This is a genomic window from Mycobacterium sp. (assembly GCF_052145595.1).
Classification (GTDB): domain Bacteria; phylum Actinomycetota; class Actinomycetes; order Mycobacteriales; family Mycobacteriaceae; genus Mycobacterium.
Map to the genome: position 1 here is coordinate 1 of NZ_JBKQOI010000064.1, position 20,189 is coordinate 20,189.

The window sequence follows — 20,189 nt, forward strand, 5'->3', positions numbered from 1 at the left end:
GCCACCAGTAACCAGGGATAGAACTCCGGCGAATGCAGCACGGCCCCGAAGCCGCCTTCGGCCACTTCGACGACTCCCTTTGTCAGCACCGCGAACAGTGCCAGAGACGAACCTGCCACCACCGCCAGCAACACCGCCGCGACCGGACGACCAGACCACACCCGCGCCGCCAGCACACACAACACCAATGCCGGGCCCATCACCAGGGCCACGACGATCCACATTGACAGCGGCGCCCGCTCCTGGCCGGACTTCGGGTCGCCGACGATGATGACCGCCGCCAACGCGCCGGCAAGTACTACCGCCCATATCCACTCCCAGCGCGTGACCCGGTGATGGGTCAGCCGCGCGTAGATCGGTAAGGCGAACAGCAGCGCGGTAACCTGCAGCGCCGTCACCATCACCACCGACCCCCACGCCAGCGCACCGGCCTGCAGGCTGTAATTGACGACAGCCGCCGCGCCGCCCAACCACCACCGTTTGTCGCGCAAGGACATGCGGAACAGCTCCAGGTGGCCGACTTTTTTGTCGGTGATTTCCTGTGCGGAGCGCTGCCGGATCACATCGCCGATCGCGGAGGCCAGTGCCGCGCACAACGCAATCAGCGCCGCGACATCCACTTTCGACATGGGGACCCCCTCACCAGCGTTCCCGTCAGCCTTCCCGGCGAAAGCTGTACGTACACGTGTTGTTCGGTCACAGTTCAACGACAACTGTAGTGCGGCAGCGCCGGGGTCTCGACCCCGGCGAGCCGCGATGGCCCATCAATACTCACCCAAAAAACGATGCACCACCTGTGTGAATCCTTTGTAAAGGCCGGGCTGCGGTTATGCCTCGCAGGTCGCGCGCAGCTCGACCGGAGCGGCGACACCGCAATATCCACCCTGGCGATGGTTATCCCCCCCGTAACAGCCGTAACATCTCGTCTCCGTCACGGTAACGGGCCAAGCGACCTTGCCACATGGCCGGAGCGACGGTGGAATCGAACTGTTATCCACCCGGGGCGGACCAACGCCGGCAAAAGGTAGGCGCGCACGGCCCGGCAAGCTGCTTGAATACTGTTGGAACCGGTTGACGACCAGCTGGCGCTAGCGGCAGGGCCGCGCCAGCCTCTCGGCCGGATGGGTGCCGCTACGCGCGGCAGGTGCGCGGCGCACAGCCGCGCAGAAGGTTGTGAAAGAGTGGTGACGAGCGCATGACGGCCGACGAGCCCCGCAGCGACGATTCAGCTGATCCGATTTCGGGGCCGGCACCACGTCCCGGGCCGCGACCCGGTCCACGGCCTCAGAGCTCGGGGCCACGACCCGCCTCCGCCCACCCGGTAGTAGGACACCAGCCCAGCAATCCGCACCAGTTCGGACGCGTCGACGACGACGGCACGGTGTGGCTGATCAACTCGGCCGGCGAGCGCATCATCGGCTCCTGGCAAGCGGGCGACCGTGAATCCGCATTTGCCCATTTCGGCCGCCGATTCGACGATCTGAGCACCGAGATCACGCTCATGGAGGAGCGTCTGGCGTCGGGGACGGGTGACGCCCGCAAGATCAAAGCCAATGCATCCGCGTTGGTCGAAACCTTGCCGACGGCATGCGTGCTGGGCGATGTCGACGCGCTCGCGGGCCGGTTGACCAGTCTTCTCGAGCTTGTCGAGGCCACGGTCGCCGCGGACCGCTCCCGGCGCGATGAGCATCGGGCCACCCAGACCGCCCGAAAGGAGGCCCTGGCGGCCGAAGCCGAGGACGTGGCCGCCAACTCGACTCAATGGAAAGCCGCCGGCGACCGGTTACGCGCAATCCTCGATGAGTGGAAGACGATCAGCGGTCTGGACCGGAAAGTCGACGACGCGCTGTGGAAGCGCTATTCGGCGGCCCGAGAAAACTTCAACCGGCGGCGGGGATCACATTTCGCCGAGCTTGACCGGGAACGATCGGGGGTCCGGCAGGCAAAGGAGCTGCTCTGCGAACGGGCCGAGGAGTTATCCGACTCGACGGACTGGAACCCCACCAGTGCGGAATTCCGGAAGCTGCTCACCGAATGGAAGGCGGCGGGACGAGCGAGCAAAGATGTCGACGATGCCCTGTGGCACCGCTTCAAGGCCGCCCAGGACTCGTTCTTCACGGCCCGTAACGCCGCGGCAGCGGAAAAAGACGTGGAGTTGCAGGCCAACGCCACCGCCAAAGAGGCGCTGCTGGCCGAAGCGGAAAGGCTCGACACAAGCGACCATGACGCCGCCAGGGCGGCGCTGCGGTCCATCGCCGAAAAGTGGGACGCGATCGGCCGAGTGCCGCGGGAACGGTCCGCCGAGTTGGAGCGGCGGCTGCGCGCGGTCGAGAAGAAGGTGCGCGACGCGGGCGAGTCGGACTGGTCCGATCCCCAGGCGCAGGCCCGAGCCGAACAGTTCCGGACTCGTGCCGAGCAGTACGAGCAGCAGGCCCAGAAAGCGGCGGCGGCCGGCCGGACCAAAGAGGCCGAAGAGGCCAAGGCCAACGCCGAACAGTGGCGGCAGTGGGCCGAAGCAGCCGCCGAGGCGCTGACCCGCAGACCCTAGTCTTCGGACTCCGGATGCGTCGGGCGTTCCGGGTCGCCGGGATCGTCGGAGATATCGGTGTTGGTTTGCAGGCTGTCCAGCAGCGTCATGGCCTGCTCGCGTGCGGCGACCCGGCGCCGCTGCTCCTCGGCCGCGAGTTGCACGACAGTGCGCGACCACACCACACGAGCCCAGTGAAACGTCAACAGGATCACGGTGATCCACGCGACGATCAGCCCGACCCCGGGGCCGGGATGCCCGGCGGCCACGGTCTGGCGCGACCACACGGCCAACAGGCCGGCCGCGCTGGCGACCGACGTACCGGCGAGCGCGATCCAGGCCAAGGCCCAGCGCCGGGTCATCAGCGCCAGCATCGAGAAGCCGATGCCGAACACCAGCGCCAACCAGGCGAACACCCGCGAAGGCAGGGAAACCGCGGCCGCGCCGGCGCCGTGGGTGTCGAACAGCACATCCCATCCCCGCACATCGCCGGTGTGCGGCAAGATGAACGAACCCAGCAGCACGAACACCAGGATCGCGACTACGAAAGCCCTTGGGCCAGGCTCGATCTCACGTGCCACACGCCGTTCTGCGGCCTCGATTTCGGTCCGTAAAGCGTCAAGGTTGGCGTGTTCTTTCTTCATCGGGCACATCCAAGGGGTTCGGCCGGGCCGACGGAAGGCCCAACGGCGGGCATGCCAAGACCGATGGTGCCCGGGCGCTGCCCGGCCGCGTACGCGTCGCCCGCACGCGTATGGCGGTGGGTGAGGATGCCCGCGTCCGCGATGAGGTGGTGCGGCGCGGCGTCGGTGATTGCTGTGGTGATGATGTCGCCGGGGCGCACGTGTGTGTCGCGGGGCTTGTTCGAGGCAAAGTGCACCAGCCGACCGTCGCGTGCCCGGCCGGTCATGCGCGCCGTGCGGGTGTCCTTGCGTCCTTCGCCGGTGGCGACCAGCAGCTCGACCGTCCGTCCGATCAGAGCGCGATTGCCCTCCAGGGAGATCCGCTCCTGTAGCTCGACCAGCCGCTCGTAGCGTTCCTGCACAACGGCTTTCGGCAGCTGCCCGCTCAGCTCAGCGGCGGGGGTGCCGGGCCGCTTGGAGTACTGGAAGGTGAAAGCCGCCGCGAACCTGGCCTGCCGCACCACATCGAGGGTGGCCGCGAAGTCCTCTTCGGTCTCACCGGGAAATCCCACGATCAGATCGGTGGTAATGGCGGCGTCTTGCATGGCCGCCCGAACCCGCTCGATGATGCCGAGATAGCGCTCGGCGCGGTAGGACCGCCGCATCGCGCGCAGCACCCGGTCGGAGCCGGACTGCAGCGGCATGTGCAGGGCGGGGCAGACGTTCGGCGCCTGCGCCATCGCCTCGATGACGTCGTCGGTGAACTCGGCGGGATGCGGGGAGGTGAACCGCACGCGTTCCAGCCCGTCGATACGGCCGCAGGCGCGCAGTAGCTCGGCGAAGGCGCCGCGATTGCGGGGTAGCGCCGGGTCGGCGAACGAAACCCCGTAGGCGTTGACGTTCTGGCCCAACAGGGTGACTTCGACCACGCCGTCGTCCACCAATGACCGCACTTCGGCGAGGATGTCCGCCGGACTGCGGTCGACCTCCTTGCCCCGCAGCGACGGGACGATGCAGAAGGTGCAGCTGTTGTTGCACCCGACGGAGATGGAAACCCAAGCGGCATAAGCGGACTCGCGGGCGCTCGGCAGCGACGACGGGAACTGCTGCAGAGCCTCGGCGATTTCCACCTGGGCGACCTTGTTGTGCCGGGCGCGGTCGAGCAGCGTGGGCAGCGATCCGATGTTGTGCGTGCCGAAGACGACATCGACCCACGGCGCCTTGCGCAGCAGTGCGTCTCGGTCTTTTTGGGCCAGGCAGCCGCCGACCGCGATCTGCAGGTCGGGATTAACGCGCTTGCGCGGGGCCAGATGGCTGAGGTTGCCGTACAGCTTGTTGTCGGCGTTCTCCCGCACGGCGCAGGTGTTGAAGACGACCACGTCGGCGTCGGCGCCTTCGGCCGCCCGCCGGTAGCCGGCCGATTCCAGCAGGCCCGCCAGCCGCTCGGAATCGTGGACGTTCATCTGACAGCCGAAGGTGCGGACTTGATAGGTACGCGCCGACCCCGATGCGGCCGCGGGCCCAGTCGGCCCGAAGGCGTCTGGGGCGTCTTTTGCCACCATCGAAGTCACGGAGCCATGGTACGGCGAGCGGGGCCGACCGGATTAACCCGCAGCTAGACCCGCCGGCGCTCCCGTTCGGCGGCCAGCGCGGCGAGGACAACCTCGCTCGCCAGGTTCTGGCTGTACCCACGGCGCGCCAGCATCGCCACCAGCCTGCGGCTCACCCGCACCTCGTCTTTGCTGTCCTCGCTCAGCGTCTCCCGCCGCAGTCTGGCCCGTACCAACTGCTCGGCGCGGTCTCGCTCGGCACCGGCGTCGATCCCGCCCAGCACCGTGGTGATCACGTCGTTGTCGACACCCCTGGTGTGCAACTCGGCGGCCAGGGCGCGCTTGCTTTTCCCGGCGTTAGCCCGGCGTGATTGCACCCACTGTTCGGCGAACTCGGTGTCGTCCACCAAGCCGACGGCGGCGAGCCGGCCGAGCACCCGATCGCTGACGTCGTCGGGATATCCGCGTTTCGTCAGCTGGCCCGACAGCTCGGCCCGAGTGCGCGATCTCGCGGTGAGCAGGCGCAGGCACAGCGCGCGCGCCTGCTCTTCGCGGGATGGCTCAGAAATCGACGGGGGCGGGCAGGACACCGTCACCAGAGGGGCCATCCGTCACGACCGCGCCAATGCCAAGCTTTTCCTTGATCTTTTTCTCGATCTCGTTGGCAACGTCGGGGTTTTCCTGCAGGAAGCTGCGGACGTTCTCCTTGCCCTGGCCGAGCTGCTCACCCTCGTAGGTGAACCACGAACCGGACTTGCGGATGAAGCCCTGATCCACACCCATATCGATCAGCGAACCCTCCCTGCTGATGCCTTTGCCGTAAAGGATGTCGAATTCGGCCTGCTTGAACGGCGGCGACACCTTGTTTTTGACGACCTTGACCCGGGTGCGGTTGCCGACCGCATTGGTGCCGTCCTTGAGTGTCTCGATCCGGCGTACGTCCATGCGCACCGACGCGTAGAACTTCAAAGCCTTTCCACCCGTCGTGGTTTCGGGGCTGCCGAACATCACCCCGATCTTTTCGCGGAGCTGGTTGATGAAGATCGCTGTGGTTCCCGAATTGCTCAGCGCGCCGGTCATTTTCCGCAGCGCCTGGCTCATCAGCCGGGCCTGCAGTCCGACGTGGCTGTCCCCCATCTCACCTTCGAGTTCCGCGCGGGGCACCAGGGCCGCCACCGAGTCGATGACCAGGATGTCCAGCGCGCCGGAGCGGATCAGCATGTCGGCGATCTCCAGGGCCTGTTCACCGGTGTCGGGTTGGCTGACCAGCAATGAATCGGTGTCGACGCCGAGTTTCTTGGCGTAATCCGGGTCCAGGGCGTGCTCGGCGTCGATGAACGCCGCGACGCCGCCGGCAGTCTGGGCGTTGGCCACCGCGTGCAGTGCGACGGTGGTCTTACCCGAGGACTCCGGACCGTAGATCTCCACGACCCGGCCACGTGGCAGGCCGCCGATGCCCAAGGCCACGTCCAGTGCGATCGATCCGGTCGGGATGACCGAGATCGGCTGACGCATCTCGTCGCCGAGGCGCATCACCGAGCCTTTGCCGTAGCTCTTCTCGATCTGAGCCATCGCCAGTTCGAGAGCCTTCTCGCGGTCGGGGGCTTGCGTCATGGTGCCTCTCCTGTAGTCGGTGTTCATGACCGGTATCGGTCGGTTGGCCGTGACACTAGAGAAGGCCACCGACAAGTCGTCCTCTTCGAATGATCACCACAGTAGACGAACACCTGTTCGATTCAAGTGAGACACGCCGTGGCAGGCGCCGAGTCTGCGCTAGTGGCGCCGAGCCTGCGGTGGCGGCGCGATTTTCAGCTGACCGACGCTCTGGACGCAGGCTCGATCGCAGGCTCGATCCCGAGAAAGATCACCACTGGTCGCGCGGCACGTCGAAGTCGACGCACAACGCCCGCCAGACCTCGCGGGGCTCGATACCATCCTCGATCGCCTGGGCGGCAGTCCGGCCGTCGAGGCCGGTCAACACATGATCTACCAGCACCGATGCGCCGTACGCGGAACCGAATCGCAGGACAACCCGTTCGTTGAACTCCGTCAGCCGCACGCCAGCCAACATACCGAGCGGATTACCCGGCCAGCGCCAGCGCTTCGTGGCACACCCGCACCGGATCGGCGACGCCGGCGATGCTGGCGGCGGCTTTTTGAGCGGCCTCACGGTAGTGGGGCGACGACAGCACCTCGTTCACCGCGGCCACCAGCGTGTCGGCGGTCAGCGGCCGAATCAACCGAGCACTCCCCTGACGTACCACCCGGTTGGCCATCTCCCACTGATCCCCTCCGCCGGGCACGACCACCAGCGGCACCCCGGCCAGCAGCGTCTTGGCCACCATCCCGTGACCACCGCCGCAGATCACCAGGTCGGCGTGCGTCAACAATTCAGATTGGTGTGCCAGCCCGACCACCGCCCACGGCGGCACGACCAGCTCCGCTCCGCCCAGGCGCGAGACCGCCAGGCGCGATCCCGTCGGCATCGTCTTTGCGGGTATGAGGCATTGCAGGGCGACTTCGGCCATCCCCGAGGTGCCGGTCAGCGCGGTCGAGGGCGCGATTACCACCAGCGGCCCGGAGCCTGCGGGGATATCCAGCACCCGATCGGTCGGCTCGAAGTGCAACGGCCCCACCACGAAGGCCTCGGCCGGCCAGTCCGGGCGAGGAACCTCCAGCGCGGGCAACGTGGCGATCAACCGTCGCAGCGGACCGGGGTCACGGGCCGGCAATCCGATCTCGACCCGCACTATTGCGCGCTGCCGCAGGCCGGCGCGCCACGACCGTGCGGTGAGCGCCCGCATCGTGGCATCGCGCAGCCTGCCGCGGATGCCGGTACCCGGCGCCAGTCCACTGCCTATCGGCGGCAGCCCCTTGGACGGCAGGTACAGCGGATGAGGGTTGAGTTCAATCCACGGGATTCCCAACAGCTCGGCGGCCATGCCGCCACCCGCGGTGATGACGTCGGACACCACCAGGTCGGGCGAAAGGTCGCGTAGCGCCGGCACGTTGAGCACGGCCATCCGCGCCGCACGGCGGTGGATTCTGGCCCCGGCGTCCAGGTCCTCGTCGGTGGCGGCGAGCCCGTCCAGCGGGACAGCGTCGATGCCCGCGGCGCGGGCGGCGTCGATCCACTCCTCGCCGGTGAACAGCGTGGGCTGATCGCCCGCTTCGCCGAAGCGTTTGCAGAGCGCAATCGCGGGAAACGAGTGCCCGGGATCCGGCCCGGCGACCACGGCGACACGCATCCGCCTTACCCTGCCACAGCGCCGAGCCGCCACGCTCGCCTACGCTGGCGACCATGACCGAGCCGATTGGCACAGCCGTTGCGAACACCCGCACGGTCGAGGGTTTCCTCAACGCCCTGCAGGACGCGGACTACGAAACCGCAGATGCCGCTTTGGACGAGAATCTCGTCTACGAGAACGTCGGGCTGCCGACGATACATGGCCGCGCCAGAGCGATGAAGCTGTTCCGTCAGATGGAAGGCCGCGCCGCCTTTGAGGTGAAGATCCACCGCATTGCCGCCGACGGCGCCGCGGTACTCACCGAACGCAGCGACGCGCTGATCTTCGGCCGACTACGGCTTCAGTTCTGGGTGTGCGGCGTCTTCGAGGTTCGCGACGGGAAAATCACCCTGTGGCGCGATTACTTCGACTTCTTCGACATGCTCAAGGCGACCGCACGCGGTCTGGCCGCGCTGGTAGTGCCGTCGCTCAAAGCGACGTTTTAGCCCGGGGCGGCTAGCGCTGGGGCAAGCCGCCGAGCTCGTCGAACGCCTGCGCCCAACCGATCAGGCGATCAGTAGCCCCGACCAACTCGGCGCGGTAGCGCTGCTGCGACACCGCTAACCCAGTCCCCGTGTCGCCGTTCGCCGACGACACCAATTGCGCTGCGGCAGTGACCATTTCGTTGTACTGCCGAACGCCGGCACTCAACTGCGCGGTGAACGCATTTATCGTCGGCACCAGATACGACCGCGATGATTCGGAATACTGCGCCGCCCGCTCCATCGACACCACCTGGGTGGCGGTGGCCGCCATCGCCGCGGAGCTTTTATTGGCCGCGGCGGTCAAGTCTCCGATCTCGGCCGTCGGCAACATGGAGCCCCGCTCGATCACGCCCAACAACGAGAAGAATCCGCGTTCGGAGGCGCCCAACGCGGACATCGCGGGCCGCGCCGCCGACCCGGGTGGCGGCAGCCGACGGGTGTTGGCGGACCGGCGTGGCGGCAGGGGCTCCGATCGCAGCCAGCGGTACCGAAGCAACAGCAATGTCGCCGGAATCGCCTGTACGGCCGCGACAAAGCCGGTGATCTCCAGCAGCAACGCGAACCAGCCCCAAGCCGCCAGCAGCGCCGTCACCACCGCCCAAAACACACACCCCGCGCTGAATATCAAGCCCCACCGCAGCGCGCGGCGGCGACGGCGCAGCAGCCGTGCCCGCGGATCGGTGACGGCGCTGATCTTTCGCGCCACCAAATCGGAAAGTTCGGTGGCCGTGTCCAATCCACGCTCCACCAACGCGCGCCACGGCGCGCGCTGAGCCGCTTTCATCACCATCGAAGGACCACCGCCGTGCTATTGGCCAAGGGGCTTCTCGGCAACTTGCTTACCGGTGGTCTCGGCGGGCGCGGGAGTGGCCGCGGTGACTCCGGGAGCAGCGGGCGTGCCGCCCGTCGGCAGGGCTTCGCCACGCATCGACGCGCGGATCTGCTCCAGTCGGGAATGACCGGCCATCTGCACACCGGCCTGCTCGACCTCGAGCATCCGCCCTTGCACGGAACCCTGCGCGAGTTCGGCCGCACCCATCGCGTTGGCGTACCGGCGTTCGATCTTGTCGCGCACCTGGTCGAGGCTCGGGACGTTGCCCGGAGCGGCGATCTCGCTCATCGAGCGCAGCGATTCGCTGACCTGCTCCTGCATCTTCGCCTGCTCGAGCTGGCTGAGCAGCTTGGTGCGCTCCGCGATTTTCTGCTGCAGCACCATCGCGTTCTGTTCGACGGCTTTTTTCGCCTGGACCGCGGCGGATAGCGCCTGGTCGTGCAACGTCTTGAGGTCTTCGACGCTCTGCTCGGCGGTCACCAGCTGGGCCGCAAACGCCTCGGCGGCGTTGTTGTACTCGGTGGCCTTGGCGGCGTCACCGGCGGCGGTGGCCTGGTCGGCCAAGGTAAGGGCCTGGCGCACGTTGACTTGCAGCTTTTCGATGTCCGCCAGTTGCCGGTTGAGCCGCATCTCCAGCTGCCGCTGGTTGCCGATCACCTGCGCCGCCTGTTGGGTCAGCGCCTGGTGGGTGCGCTGCGCATCCTCGATGGCCTGCTGAATCTGCACTTTGGGGTCGGCGTACTCGTCGACCTTGGAGCTGAACAGCGCCATGAGGTACTTCCACGCTTTGACGAACGGATTGGCCATGATGTAGCTCCACCTTCGCTTCTTGTGTGCCGGAGGGCCCGCTCGGGGCTCAGTTGGGCTGTGCGCTCATCCTGCCGCCCAATTTAACGGGTCGGCGCCGATCGCCCCACCCCACGCGCTGGATCCGTTTGCGCCGGTGCCACCGGGCGCTCAGGCCACCGCCAGGGATGCCACCGGCGGAATGACGACCTTGGTGCTGGCGTCGATGGTCGTTCCGCTCGTCTCGGTGGCCGGCGTGCTGTACGCCGCGCGCTCCTCGCCCGCCATCCGCTCACCCGCGTCGGTGAGGACCGACGACAGCGGTACCTCCAGCGCATCGCAGATCGCGTTGAGCAACTCGCTGGAAGGCTCCTTGCGGCCGCGCTCCACCTCCGATAGGTACCCGAGGCTCACCCGCGCCGAATCCGACACCTCCCGCAGCGTCCGGCCCTGCGATGTCCTGGCCCGGCGCAACACGTCGCCGATGACCTCGCGCACCAATGGCGGCATCCTGCTCTCCTTCGTCCAGTCGGGCCTGCTCAGCACGTAAACAACCCCAAATTCGGCGGGCGCTCTCTAGGTGAACGCCAGCGGCGGTGCTGTTGGTTCCCGACCCGTCCTAGTCCGCCCTCGCCCGGCGAACTGCCCTGACGGTCGACACCACGTAGTCGATACCGGTGACCACAGTGAGCAGGATCGCCGCCCCCATCACCACCGATGCCACCACTCGAAACGGTCCCGACAGCGGTAGCACGAACAAGCCGATCGCCACCGCCTGGACCACGGTCTTGAGTTTGCCGCCCCAACTTGCCGGAATTACGCCGCGGCGTATCACGGCCAACCGCAACAGCGTCACCGCCACCTCGCGGGTCATGATCACCACCGTGACCCACCACGGCAACTCCCCCAACATCGACAGGCCGATCAGCGCCGACCCGATCAGGGCCTTGTCCGCAATCGGATCGACGAACGCGCCGAATTCGGTCGCCATTCCGTAGTTTCGGGCGAGCAGACCGTCGAAGCGGTCGGTGATGCAGGCAATCGCAAAAATCACGAAAGCCAATATGCGGCCGGCGATTTGGTGGCCGCCGTCAGCGAACAAGGCGAGCAGGAAAATCGGGACCAGCAGCAGCCGCAACAGGGTCAGGATGTTGGCGAGGTTGGCGATGCGGGCGCGGCTTACCATCGGACCTGTTTGAGGCTGCCCCGACACGGCAACAGAATAACGGTTGACCAGCGCACCCACGCCTGATGTCGATACTGTTACCCGTGACCGAAAGCTCACAGGACCGCACGCTGGTGGTCCGGCGTGCGCGAACATCCGATGTTCCCGCGATCAAACAACTCGTCGACACGTATGCGGGCAGGATCCTGCTGGAAAAGAATCTCGTGACGCTCTATGAGGCCGTCCAGGAGTTCTGGGTGGCTGAACACGAGGGCAAAGTGGTCGGTTGCGGGGCCCTGCATGTGATGTGGTCCGACCTCGGCGAGATCCGCACCGTCGCGGTCGACCCGGCGATGACCGGGCACGGCGTCGGCCACGCGATCGTCAACCGGCTGCTGGATGTCGCCCGCGAATTGCAGCTGAAGCGACTGTTCGTGTTGACCTTCGAGACCGAGTTCTTCGGCAGGCATGGGTTCACCGAGATCGAGGGCACCCCGGTCACCGCCGAGGTCTTCGAAGAGATGTGCCGCTCGTACGACATCGGTGTCGCCGAGTTCCTGGATTTGAGCTACGTCAAGCCGAACATTCTCGGCAACTCGCGGATGCTGCTGGTCTTGTAACTGCGCGAGCAGACGCAGACTCGCACGACACGCCGAAGAATGGCGCGACTTTGCGTCTGCTCGCCGATCTACTCCGAGTCGTCGCCGCCAGCCGAGTCCAGGCCCCGGACCGCGGCCAGTGTCGCGGCCAGCTCGTCGGGCTTGACCAGCACCTCACGCGCCTTGGATCCCTCGCTGGGTCCGACGATGCCGCGGGTTTCCATCAGGTCCATCAACCGGCCGGCCTTGGCGAAGCCGACGCGCAGCTTGCGTTGCAGCATCGAGGTGGAACCGAACTGGCTGGACACCACCAGCTCGACGGCCTGCAGGAACACATCCATGTCGTCACCGATGTCCGGGTCGACGTCGGTGCGTTCGCCGGTGGGCTTGGCGGTGGTGACGCCTTCGGTGTATTCGGGTTCGGCCTGGTCCTTGCATGCGTTGACGACGGCGTGGATCTCGTCGTCGGTGATGTAGGCACCCTGGAGCCGTAGGGGTTTGCTCGCGCCCATCGGCAAGAACAGGCCGTCACCCATCCCGATCAGCTTTTCCGCGCCCGCCTGGTCCAGGATCACCCGGCTGTCGGTGAGCGATGACGTGGCGAACGACAGCCGGGCCGGCACGTTGGTTTTGATCAGCCCGGTGACCACGTCCACCGACGGGCGCTGGGTGGCCAGCACCAGGTGGATGCCCGCGGCGCGGGCCTTCTGGGTGATCCGCACGATGGCGTCCTCAACATCGCGCGGCGCGGTCATCATCAAGTCGGCCAGCTCGTCGACGATCGCCACGACGTACGGGTAGGGCCGATATTCACGCTGGCTGCCCAGCGGCGCCGTGATGGCACCGGACCGCACCTTGGCGTTGAAGTCGTCGATGTGGCGCACCCGCGACGCCTGCATGTCCTGGTAGCGCTGCTCCATCTCCTCGACCAGCCACGCCAGCGCGGCCGCCGCCTTCTTCGGCTGGGTGATGATCGGGGTGATCAGGTGCGGAATGCCCTCGTAGGGTGTCAGTTCCACCATCTTCGGGTCGATCAGGATCATCCTGACCTCTTCCGGGGTCGCCCGGGTCAACAGCGACACCAGCATGGAGTTGACGAAGCTGGACTTGCCGGATCCGGTGGAGCCGGCGACCAGCAGGTGCGGCATCTTGGCCAGGTTGGCCGAGATGAAATCGCCCTCGATGTCCTTGCCCAGCCCGATCACCAGCGGGTGGTGGTCGCGGCGGGTCGAGGGCGCGGTGAGCACGTCGGCCAGCCGCACCATTTCGCGATCGGTGTTCGGCACCTCGATGCCGACGGCCGACTTGCCGGGGATCGGGGCCAGCATGCGGACGCTCTCGGTGGCAACCGCGTACGCGATGTTGCGCTGCAGCGCCGTGATCTTCTCCACCTTGACGCCGGGCCCCAGCTCGACCTCGTAGCGGGTGACGGTGGGCCCGCGGGTGCAGCCGGTGACGGCGGCGTCGACCTTGAACTGGTTGAGCACCTCGCTGATGGCATCCGCCATGACGGTGTTGGCGGCGCTGCGTCTCTTTGGCGGATCACCGGCGACCAGCAGGCTCAGCGACGGCAGGATGTAGGGGCCCTCGACGACCCGGTCCAAGGCCTGGGTCCGCTGCTTCCCGCGTCGGCGGCCACGCGTGATGGCGGGCTCCGGGACGGTGGGAATGTCGTCTTGGTTCTCGAGAGAAACCGCAGCCGGGTCCGCCGTCGGCCAGGCCTGTGGCTCATCGTCAGGGTTCAGCGAACTCTCGTCGTAATAGCCGTCGGAGAAGTCCTCGGGTGTGCCTGGGTCCGCTTCGTCGTCGTGGTCGTAGTCGTAGTCGGCCTCGTCGCCGTCCTGGTAGAAGCGGGTGCCGAACATGGCACGCACCACGTCGGGCACCTCGCGGATGGTGGTCCCGGTCAGCAACAGCAGCCCGAACAGCGCGCCGATGAACAACAGCGGCGCGGCAATCCAGGCCGTCAGCCCGTCCGACAGCGGCCCACCGATGGCAAAGCCGATGAATCCCGCTGTGCGACGCCGCAATTCCGGGGTTTCCGGCGAACCCGCCCACAGGTGGCACAGGCCGAGAACCGAAAGGGCGATGAGGCTGGCACCCAGAATCAGCCTGGGCCGCGCATCGGGATTGGGCTGGGTCCGCATCAGCGTCACCGCCACTGCGGCGGTGACCAGCGGCAGCACCACGACGGTCGAGCCGATGAACGTCCGCAATACCGTGTCGACCCACGCGCCGACCGGTCGGGCGGCGTCGAACCACGAGCTTGCGGCGACCACGACGGAAAGGCCGAGCAGAACCAGCGCGATCCCGTCGCGGCGATGTCCGGGGTCGATATCGCGCGCCCGCCCGATCGACCGGGCCGCGCCGCCGGTGCCCCTGGCCGCCATCAGCCAGGTGGCACGCATGGCCCGCCCGCAGGTCAGCCCGGCGGCAACCAGCAGGGACCGATTACGCCGTTTGGCGGGCTTGTTCACCCTTCTGCGCGGTGCTGCCGGTCGTGCACTTCGCGACTTACTGGCGCGCGAAGTGGCCTTTGACCTGCTCGTTCGGGTTCCGGAGCGGGCGACGGTCTTACTAGCCATGGTGGCAAGGGTAGTCGCAAATACATCATCTACACCACCCGCCACACTGGCAACGCCCGCCTCGTGGCCAATGTGACGGACCGGTCACGAAAAGGCGTGAGTAGGGTGACAACCGGTGACAAAAGTCATGCCGTCACCCACCCCCGAAGCTCCCAGGAGGCCCTACCATGCCTGTCGTCGTCGCCACCATGACCGTCAAACCCGAATCGGTCGACACCGTCCGCGATATCCTCACGCGCGCGGTCGAAGAAGTGCACGACGAACCGGGCTGCCAGCTCTACTCCCTGCACCAGACCGGCGAGACTTTTGTCTTCATCGAGCAATGGGCCGACGAGGAAGCCCTCAAGGCGCACAGCACCGCACCCGCGATTGGCAAGATGTTCACCGCCGTTGGCGAGCACCTGGCCGGGGCGCCGGACATCAAGGTGCTGCAGCCTGTTCCCGCGGGCGATCCGGACAAGGGACAGCTGCGGCAATGATGGGCGTGTCCCCCAATGGCCCCCGAGGGGGGCCGCTAAAAGGGAGAGTTGCCTTCATCACCGGAGCCGCGCGCGGCCAGGGCCGCGCACACGCGGTTCGGCTGGCCGCCGACGGCGCGAGCGTGATCGCGGTCGACCTGTGCGACCAGATAGCCAGCGTTCCCTATCCCCTGGCCACCCCGGAGGACCTGGCCGCGACCGTCAAGCTCGTCGAGGACACGGGCGCCTGCATCGTGGCCAAACAGGGCGACGTCCGCGACCGCGCATCGTTGTCATCCGCGTTGCAGGCGGGTCTTGACGAGTTCGGCCGGCTCGACATCGTGGTCGCCAATGCCGGTATCGCCCCGATGCAATCCGGTGACGATGGCTGGCGCGACGTGATCGACGTCAACCTCACGGGTGTGTACAACACCATCAAGGTCGCGCTACCGACCATGGTCAAGCAGGGCACCGGCGGATCGATCGTGCTTATCAGTTCGGCTGCGGGACTGGCCGGCGTCGCCAGTGCCGATGCCGGCTCCGTCGGGTATGCCGCCGCCAAGCACGGGGTGGTCGGGTTGATGCGTGTATACGCGAATCTGCTTGCACGGCAGAGTATTCGGGTAAATTCGATACATCCGTCCGGCGTCGACACCCCAATGATCAACAACGAGTTCACCCGGCAGTGGCTGGCCGACCTGGTGGCACGGTCCGATTCGCCGCCGGACATGGGCAACGCCATGCCGGTGGAAGTACTGCAAGCCGACGACATCGCCAACGCGGTGGCGTGGCTGGCGTCCGACCAGGCCCGCTACATCACCGGCGTGACCCTGCCGGTGGATGCGGGCTTCCTGAACAAGTAGCGGCAGATGGTGCAAAATCCCGCGGCGCAGACCGCCTTTGGTCCGATGGTGTTGGCGGCCGTCGAACAAAACGAGCCACCTGGGCACCGCCTGGTGGACGACGATCTGGCGCAACTGTTTTTGCCGAGGCCACTGCGGTGGCTCGTCGCTGCGACGCGCTGGGCGCCGGCCCGACGCCTCATGATCCGCGGATCGGAATTCACCGGCCCTGGGCTCTGGGCAAATTTGGCCTGCCGCAAGCGATTCATCGGTGACAAGCTCGAAGAGGCGCTCGACGGCATCGACGCGGTCGTCATCCTGGGCGCCGGATTGGACACCCGCGGCTACCTACTGACTCGTCAGGTCCGCATGCCGGTCTTCGAGGTGGACCTCCCGGTCAACATCGCCATGAAAGCCAAGACGGTGCGGCGGGTGCTGGGCGAGCCGCCGCTGTCGGTTCGGTTGGTGGCCCTGGACTTCGAGCGTGACGACCTGCTCACGTCGTTGGCCGAGCACGGCTATCGTACCGATTACCGCGCTTTCTTCATCTGCGAAGGCGTGACCCAGTACCTCACCGAAGACGGTGTCCGGCGCACCTTGGAAGGGCTACGAGCGGCCGCCCCGGGTAGCCGGTTGGTGTTCACCTACGTCCGCAGGGATTTCATCGAGGGGACGAATCGGTACGGCACGCGCACGCTGTACCGCAGCGTCCGGCAGCGCCACCAACTGTGGCATTTCGGCTTGCAGCCCGACGAGGTTGCGGAGTTCATCGCCGATTACGGCTGGCGGCTTGTGGAGCAGGCCGGCCCCGATGAACTTCTCCAGCGCTACGTGCAGCCCACCGGCCGCAAACTCAATGCCTCACAGCTGGAATGGTCGGCCTACGCGGAGAAGACGTAGCCCGGGCAATTCAACCTGGCTGGCTACCTTTTGAACACCGCGACACTGCAACGTTGGCGACGACACGCCGAAAAATAAAGCCGTGGTGCAAGTTTCGCGGCAGCGAGTGCGGCCGCCTTATACCTCGATGACTGTCGGCACGATCATCGGCTGCCGGCGATAGGTTTCGCCCACCCACTTGCCGACGGTACGACGCACGCCTTGGGCGATCCGGATCGGATCGGTCACCTTGGCGGCGACCAGCGACTCCAGCTCTGCCTCGACCTTTCGCACGCCGGGCTCCAGCGCCTTTGGGTCTTCGGAGAATCCGCGCGAGTGTAGTTGCGGCGCAGCCACCGGACGCCCGGTGCCGCGCTTCACCACCACGGTCACCGCGACGAAACCCGACGACAGAATGAGCCGTTCACCCAGGGTGATATCGCCGACATCGCCGGTGATCAGACCGTCGACAAACATCTTGCCGACTGGCACCGCTCCAGCGATCGAAGCCTTGCCGGCCACCAGGTCCACGCTGACACCGTTCTCCGCCAAAAGAATTGACTCTTCGGGTACCCCGCTACGCGCCGCCAACTTGGCGTTGGCGCGTAGCATCCGCCAGGTGCCGTGAACCGGCATCACGTTGCGGGGCCGTACTCCGTTGTAGAGGAACAGCAGCTCGCCGGCGTATGCGTGACCTGAAACATGGACGCGCACTTGTTGGTTGGTGACGATACGGGCCCCGATCTTGGCCAGCGAGTCGATGACTCCATAGACCGCTTCTTCATTACCGGGTATCAGCGACGACGACAGGATCACCAGATCCTGCGACGTCAGCGTGATACTGCGGTGTTCGCCGCGCGACATCCGAGACAACGCCGCCATCGGCTCGCCCTGGGTTCCGGTGGTGATCAGCACCACCCGGTCGGGCGCCATCATCTCGGCGGCGGAGATGTCGATGAGATCGGAATCGTCGACCCGCAGGAAGCCCAGGTCCCGGGCGATGGCCATGTTGCGCACCATGGATCGCCCGACGAACGACACTCTTCGGCCCAAAGCCACTGCGGCATCGATGATCTGCTGCACCCGGTCCACGTTGGAGGCGAAGCAAGCCACGATGACGCGGCCGTCGGCGCCCCGGATCAACCGGTGCAGTGTGGGGCCCACCTCGCTCTCCGAGGGCCCGACACCGGGTATTTCGGAGTTGGTCGAGTCGCACAACAACAGGTCCACACCCGCGTCGCCCAGCCGGGACATGCCGGGCAGGTCGGTGGGCCGGCCGTCGAGCGGTAGTTGGTCGAGCTTGATATCGCCGGTATGCAGAACGGTTCCCGCGCCCGTGCGGACCGCGATGGCCAACGCGTCCGGGATCGAGTGGTTGACGGCGAAGTATTGGCACTCGAAGACGCCGTGCGTGCTGCGCTGCCCCTCTTTGACCTCCACGAAAACCGGCTTGATGCGGTGCTCGCGGCATTTGGCGGCAACCAGCGCCAAGGTGAACGTCGAACCGACCACCGGTATGTCCGGCCGCAGCCTGAGCAAGAACGGAATCGCCCCGATATGGTCCTCGTGCGCATGGGTCAGCACCAGCGCCTCGACGTCGTCGAGCCGGTCCTCGATGTGGCGCAGGTCCGGCAGGATCAAGTCGACGCCCGGCTCGTCGTGGGTCGGGAACATCACCCCGCAGTCGATGATCAAGAGCCGGCCCAGGTGCTCGAAAACCGTCATGTTACGGCCGATTTCGCTGACGCCGCCCAGCGCCGTGACCCGCAACCCACCCGCGGTCAGCGGACTCGGCGGGGCGAGGTCTACATCCACTTCTGGGCCACCCTCTGGGTCACCTGAGCACCGAGGCCGCACGCATGTCGGCCGCCAGCCTGTCGGCCTGCTCCGGCGTTGCCGGCATTTGCGGCAACCGGGGATCACCGACATCGATACCCTGCAGCCGCAAGCCCGCCTTGGACATCGTCACGCCGCCCAGGCGGGTCATCGCGTTGCACAGCGGGGCGAGGCCGACGTTGATCTTTCGCGCTGTGGCGTTATCTCCGGAACTAAAGGCGGACAACAACTCTCGGAGCTGGCCCGCTGCGAGATGGGAGATCACGCTGATGAAGCCGGTGGCGCCCATCGCCAGCCAGGGCAGGTTCAGCACGTCGTCGCCGGAGTAGTAGGCCAGCCCGGTTTCGGCCATGATCTGGCCACCGCTGTGCAGATCGCCCTTGGCGTCTTTGATTCCGACGATGTGCGGGTGGGCGGCCAGCGCGTGGATGGTCTCGGGCAGGATCGGTATCACCGAGCGTGGCGGGATGTCGTAGAGCAGCACCGGCAGTTCGGTGGCGTCGGCCACGGTGGTGAAGTGCGCGATCAGACCGGTCTGCGGCGGCTTTGAGTAGTACGGCGTGACCACCAGGAGTCCGTGCGCGCCTTCGGCCGCGCAGGCCTTGGCCAGCCGAACGCTGTGGGCTGTGTCATAGGTGCCTGCGCCCGCGATGATGCGGGCGCGGTCGCCCACCGCCTCCAGCACGACACGCAACAGCTCGCGTTTCTCGTCGTCACTGGTGGTCGGCGACTCACCGGTGGTTCCCGAGACCACCAGCCCGTCGCACCCCGCGTCCACCAGGTGGTTTGCCAATTGCGCCGCAGCGGTCGTGTCGAGGCGGCCATCGGCGCCAAAAGGTGTCACCATCGCGGTCAACAGGGTTCCCAACCGTGCCGGGACGTCGAATCCGACGGTGCTCACGGTGTTCAGGTTACCTGGCGGTGCCAAGCTCTTTTAGCACCGCTGGCCAGGCTGTGTCCGGTCAGGCTTCGGTCGCGAGCGGGCTGGTCGCGACCTCGGTCCCGTCCGCCAGCGTGGAGACCTCGAAGTCGGCGAATACCGTGGGCGCCACGCCGACGAGCTGGCGCAGGCACTCGATGGCCAGGCGCCGGATCTCCACGTCGGCGTGCTCGCTGGCGCGCATGGCGATGAAGTGCCGCCATGCCCGGTAGTTCCCGGTCACGACTATGCGGGTCTCGGTGGCGTTGGGCAGCACGGCGCGAGCCGCCTGGCGCGCCTGCTTGCGCCGCAATGCTCCGATCTTTTCGGTCGGCTCGCCCGTCGCGAACTTGGCTTCCAACTTGGCCAGCAGTTCCGAGTAGGTGGCGCGGCTGGCATCGGCGGCGGCGGCCAGGATCTGCTGCAGTTCCGGATCGTCCTCGAGCCCCGGTGGCATGACGACCTGCGAGTCCCCCTCCGGCACGTAACGCTGCGACAACTGCGAATAGGAGAAATGCCGGTGCCGGATCAGCTCATGGGTGCACGATCGCGAGATGCCGGTGATGTAGAACGACACGCTCGCGTGCTCGAGCACGGAAAAGTGCCCGACGTCGATGATGTGCTTGATATAGCCGGCGTTGGTCGCGGTCTTCGGGTTGGGTTTTGACCAGCTCTGATAGCAGGCTCGGCCGGCGAACTCGACCAGCGCGGAGCCACCGTCGGCGTCGGTTGTCCACGGCACGTCCGGCGGCGCCAGGAACTCGGTCTTGGCGATCAGTTGCACGCGCAGCGGCGCGGTCTCGGCCACGGCGCTCA

Annotated in this window: 21 protein-coding genes; 6 read left to right on the forward strand and 15 right to left on the reverse strand. The window is 66.6% G+C overall.

The features are described from left to right. Positions 1 to 629: DMT family transporter (locus ACLP4W_RS04260; protein ID WP_442384438.1), on the reverse strand; the 629-nt coding region annotated here is incomplete at its 3' end. A 566-nt stretch (positions 630 to 1,195) separates the two neighbouring features. On the opposite strand from ACLP4W_RS04260, the gene ACLP4W_RS04265 reads away from it, so the two are divergent. Beyond that, positions 1,196 to 2,548, forward strand: coding sequence for a DUF349 domain-containing protein (locus ACLP4W_RS04265; protein ID WP_442384440.1), 1,353 nt, complete (start codon positions 1,196 to 1,198; stop codon positions 2,546 to 2,548). On the opposite strand, the gene ACLP4W_RS04270 is transcribed toward ACLP4W_RS04265, so the two are convergent. From ACLP4W_RS04270 to ACLP4W_RS04295, 6 genes are all read right to left on the reverse strand, one after another. Then, a complete protein-coding gene (locus tag ACLP4W_RS04270) occupies positions 2,545 to 3,180 on the reverse strand; it encodes an Rv2732c family membrane protein (RefSeq protein WP_442384442.1) in 636 nt (211 codons plus the stop codon). The two genes, ACLP4W_RS04265 and ACLP4W_RS04270, sit on opposite strands and share 4 nt — an antisense overlap. Beyond that, positions 3,168 to 4,712: a tRNA (N6-isopentenyl adenosine(37)-C2)-methylthiotransferase MiaB gene (gene miaB, locus ACLP4W_RS04275; protein ID WP_442384543.1), complete on the reverse strand. Its 1,545-nt coding sequence runs from the start codon at positions 4,710 to 4,712 to the stop codon at positions 3,168 to 3,170. The genes ACLP4W_RS04270 and miaB overlap by 13 nt, the downstream gene beginning before the upstream one ends. A 53-nt stretch (positions 4,713 to 4,765) precedes the next feature. Beyond that, positions 4,766 to 5,296 (reverse strand): recombination regulator RecX, encoded by a 531-nt coding sequence (recX, locus tag ACLP4W_RS04280; RefSeq protein WP_442384545.1) that lies wholly within the window; start codon positions 5,294 to 5,296, stop codon positions 4,766 to 4,768. Further along, positions 5,262 to 6,314 carry a recombinase RecA gene (gene recA / locus ACLP4W_RS04285; protein WP_442384444.1) on the reverse strand — a complete coding sequence of 351 codons (1,053 nt, stop codon included), beginning with the start codon at positions 6,312 to 6,314 and terminating at the stop codon, positions 5,262 to 5,264. The genes recX and recA overlap by 35 nt, the downstream gene beginning before the upstream one ends. A 250-nt stretch (positions 6,315 to 6,564) precedes the next feature. Continuing rightward, positions 6,565 to 6,759, reverse strand: a complete 195-nt coding sequence (locus ACLP4W_RS04290) for a DUF3046 domain-containing protein (RefSeq protein WP_442384446.1) — start codon at positions 6,757 to 6,759, stop codon at positions 6,565 to 6,567. Positions 6,760 to 6,781: 22 nt separating this feature from the next. Beyond that, on the reverse strand, positions 6,782 to 7,948 hold the full coding sequence (locus tag ACLP4W_RS04295; RefSeq protein WP_442384448.1) for a glycosyltransferase: 1,167 nt from the start codon (positions 7,946 to 7,948) through the stop codon (positions 6,782 to 6,784). A gap of 53 nt (positions 7,949 to 8,001) precedes the next feature. On the opposite strand from ACLP4W_RS04295, the gene ACLP4W_RS04300 reads away from it, so the two are divergent. Then, positions 8,002 to 8,433 (forward strand): limonene-1,2-epoxide hydrolase, encoded by a 432-nt coding sequence (locus tag ACLP4W_RS04300; RefSeq protein ID WP_442384450.1) that lies wholly within the window; start codon positions 8,002 to 8,004, stop codon positions 8,431 to 8,433. Positions 8,434 to 8,443: 10 nt separating this feature from the next. Here ACLP4W_RS04300 and pspM read toward each other — a convergent pair whose 3' ends face one another. The 4 genes from pspM to pgsA all read right to left on the reverse strand — a co-directional run bounded on the left by pspM (position 8,444) and on the right by pgsA (position 11,276). Then, positions 8,444 to 9,262 (reverse strand): phage shock envelope stress response protein PspM, encoded by an 819-nt coding sequence (pspM, locus tag ACLP4W_RS04305; protein WP_442384452.1) that lies wholly within the window; start codon positions 9,260 to 9,262, stop codon positions 8,444 to 8,446. A gap of 18 nt (positions 9,263 to 9,280) precedes the next feature. Beyond that, on the reverse strand, positions 9,281 to 10,111 hold the full coding sequence (gene pspA / locus ACLP4W_RS04310; RefSeq protein WP_442384454.1) for a phage shock protein PspA: 831 nt from the start codon (positions 10,109 to 10,111) through the stop codon (positions 9,281 to 9,283). Positions 10,112 to 10,261: 150 nt separating this feature from the next. Then, positions 10,262 to 10,600 (reverse strand): transcriptional regulator ClgR, encoded by a 339-nt coding sequence (clgR, locus tag ACLP4W_RS04315; RefSeq protein WP_442384456.1) that lies wholly within the window; start codon positions 10,598 to 10,600, stop codon positions 10,262 to 10,264. Positions 10,601 to 10,709: 109 nt separating this feature from the next. Then, on the reverse strand, positions 10,710 to 11,276 hold the full coding sequence (pgsA, locus tag ACLP4W_RS04320) for a CDP-diacylglycerol--glycerol-3-phosphate 3-phosphatidyltransferase (RefSeq protein WP_442384458.1): 567 nt from the start codon (positions 11,274 to 11,276) through the stop codon (positions 10,710 to 10,712). Between the two features lie 65 nt (positions 11,277 to 11,341). Here pgsA and ACLP4W_RS04325 point away from each other — a divergent pair, with 65 nt between their 5' ends. Continuing rightward, positions 11,342 to 11,875, forward strand: a complete 534-nt coding sequence (locus ACLP4W_RS04325; protein ID WP_442384460.1) for an amino-acid N-acetyltransferase — start codon at positions 11,342 to 11,344, stop codon at positions 11,873 to 11,875. Between the two features lie 68 nt (positions 11,876 to 11,943). Here ACLP4W_RS04325 and ACLP4W_RS04330 read toward each other — a convergent pair whose 3' ends face one another. Then, entirely contained in the window at positions 11,944 to 14,439 is a 2,496-nt protein-coding gene (locus tag ACLP4W_RS04330) for a DNA translocase FtsK 4TM domain-containing protein (RefSeq protein WP_442384462.1), read from the reverse strand. Between the two features lie 167 nt (positions 14,440 to 14,606). Here ACLP4W_RS04330 and ACLP4W_RS04335 point away from each other — a divergent pair, with 167 nt between their 5' ends. The 3 genes from ACLP4W_RS04335 to ACLP4W_RS04345 are packed head-to-tail and all read left to right on the forward strand — an operon-like array spanning position 14,607 to position 16,639. Continuing rightward, a complete protein-coding gene (locus ACLP4W_RS04335) occupies positions 14,607 to 14,918 on the forward strand; it encodes a putative quinol monooxygenase (protein ID WP_442384464.1) in 312 nt (103 codons plus the stop codon). 5 nt (positions 14,919 to 14,923) lie between these two features. Further along, positions 14,924 to 15,760 (forward strand): mycofactocin-coupled SDR family oxidoreductase, encoded by an 837-nt coding sequence (locus ACLP4W_RS04340; RefSeq protein WP_442384466.1) that lies wholly within the window; start codon positions 14,924 to 14,926, stop codon positions 15,758 to 15,760. Positions 15,761 to 15,766: 6 nt separating this feature from the next. Further along, positions 15,767 to 16,639 carry an SAM-dependent methyltransferase gene (locus tag ACLP4W_RS04345; RefSeq protein ID WP_442384468.1) on the forward strand — a complete coding sequence of 291 codons (873 nt, stop codon included), beginning with the start codon at positions 15,767 to 15,769 and terminating at the stop codon, positions 16,637 to 16,639. Positions 16,640 to 16,756: 117 nt separating this feature from the next. Here ACLP4W_RS04345 and ACLP4W_RS04350 read toward each other — a convergent pair whose 3' ends face one another. The 3 genes from ACLP4W_RS04350 to thyX form a co-directional block, all read right to left on the reverse strand. Next, entirely contained in the window at positions 16,757 to 18,433 is a 1,677-nt protein-coding gene (locus ACLP4W_RS04350; protein WP_442384470.1) for a ribonuclease J, read from the reverse strand. A 19-nt stretch (positions 18,434 to 18,452) separates the two neighbouring features. Further along, the gene (gene dapA, locus ACLP4W_RS04355; protein WP_442384472.1) at positions 18,453 to 19,355 is read right to left on the reverse strand and encodes a 4-hydroxy-tetrahydrodipicolinate synthase; all 903 of its coding nucleotides are present in this window, start codon (positions 19,353 to 19,355) and stop codon (positions 18,453 to 18,455) included. Positions 19,356 to 19,416: 61 nt separating this feature from the next. After that, positions 19,417 to 20,181 (reverse strand): FAD-dependent thymidylate synthase, encoded by a 765-nt coding sequence (thyX, locus tag ACLP4W_RS04360; RefSeq protein ID WP_442384474.1) that lies wholly within the window; start codon positions 20,179 to 20,181, stop codon positions 19,417 to 19,419. Between the last annotated feature and the right edge of the window lie 8 nt (positions 20,182 to 20,189).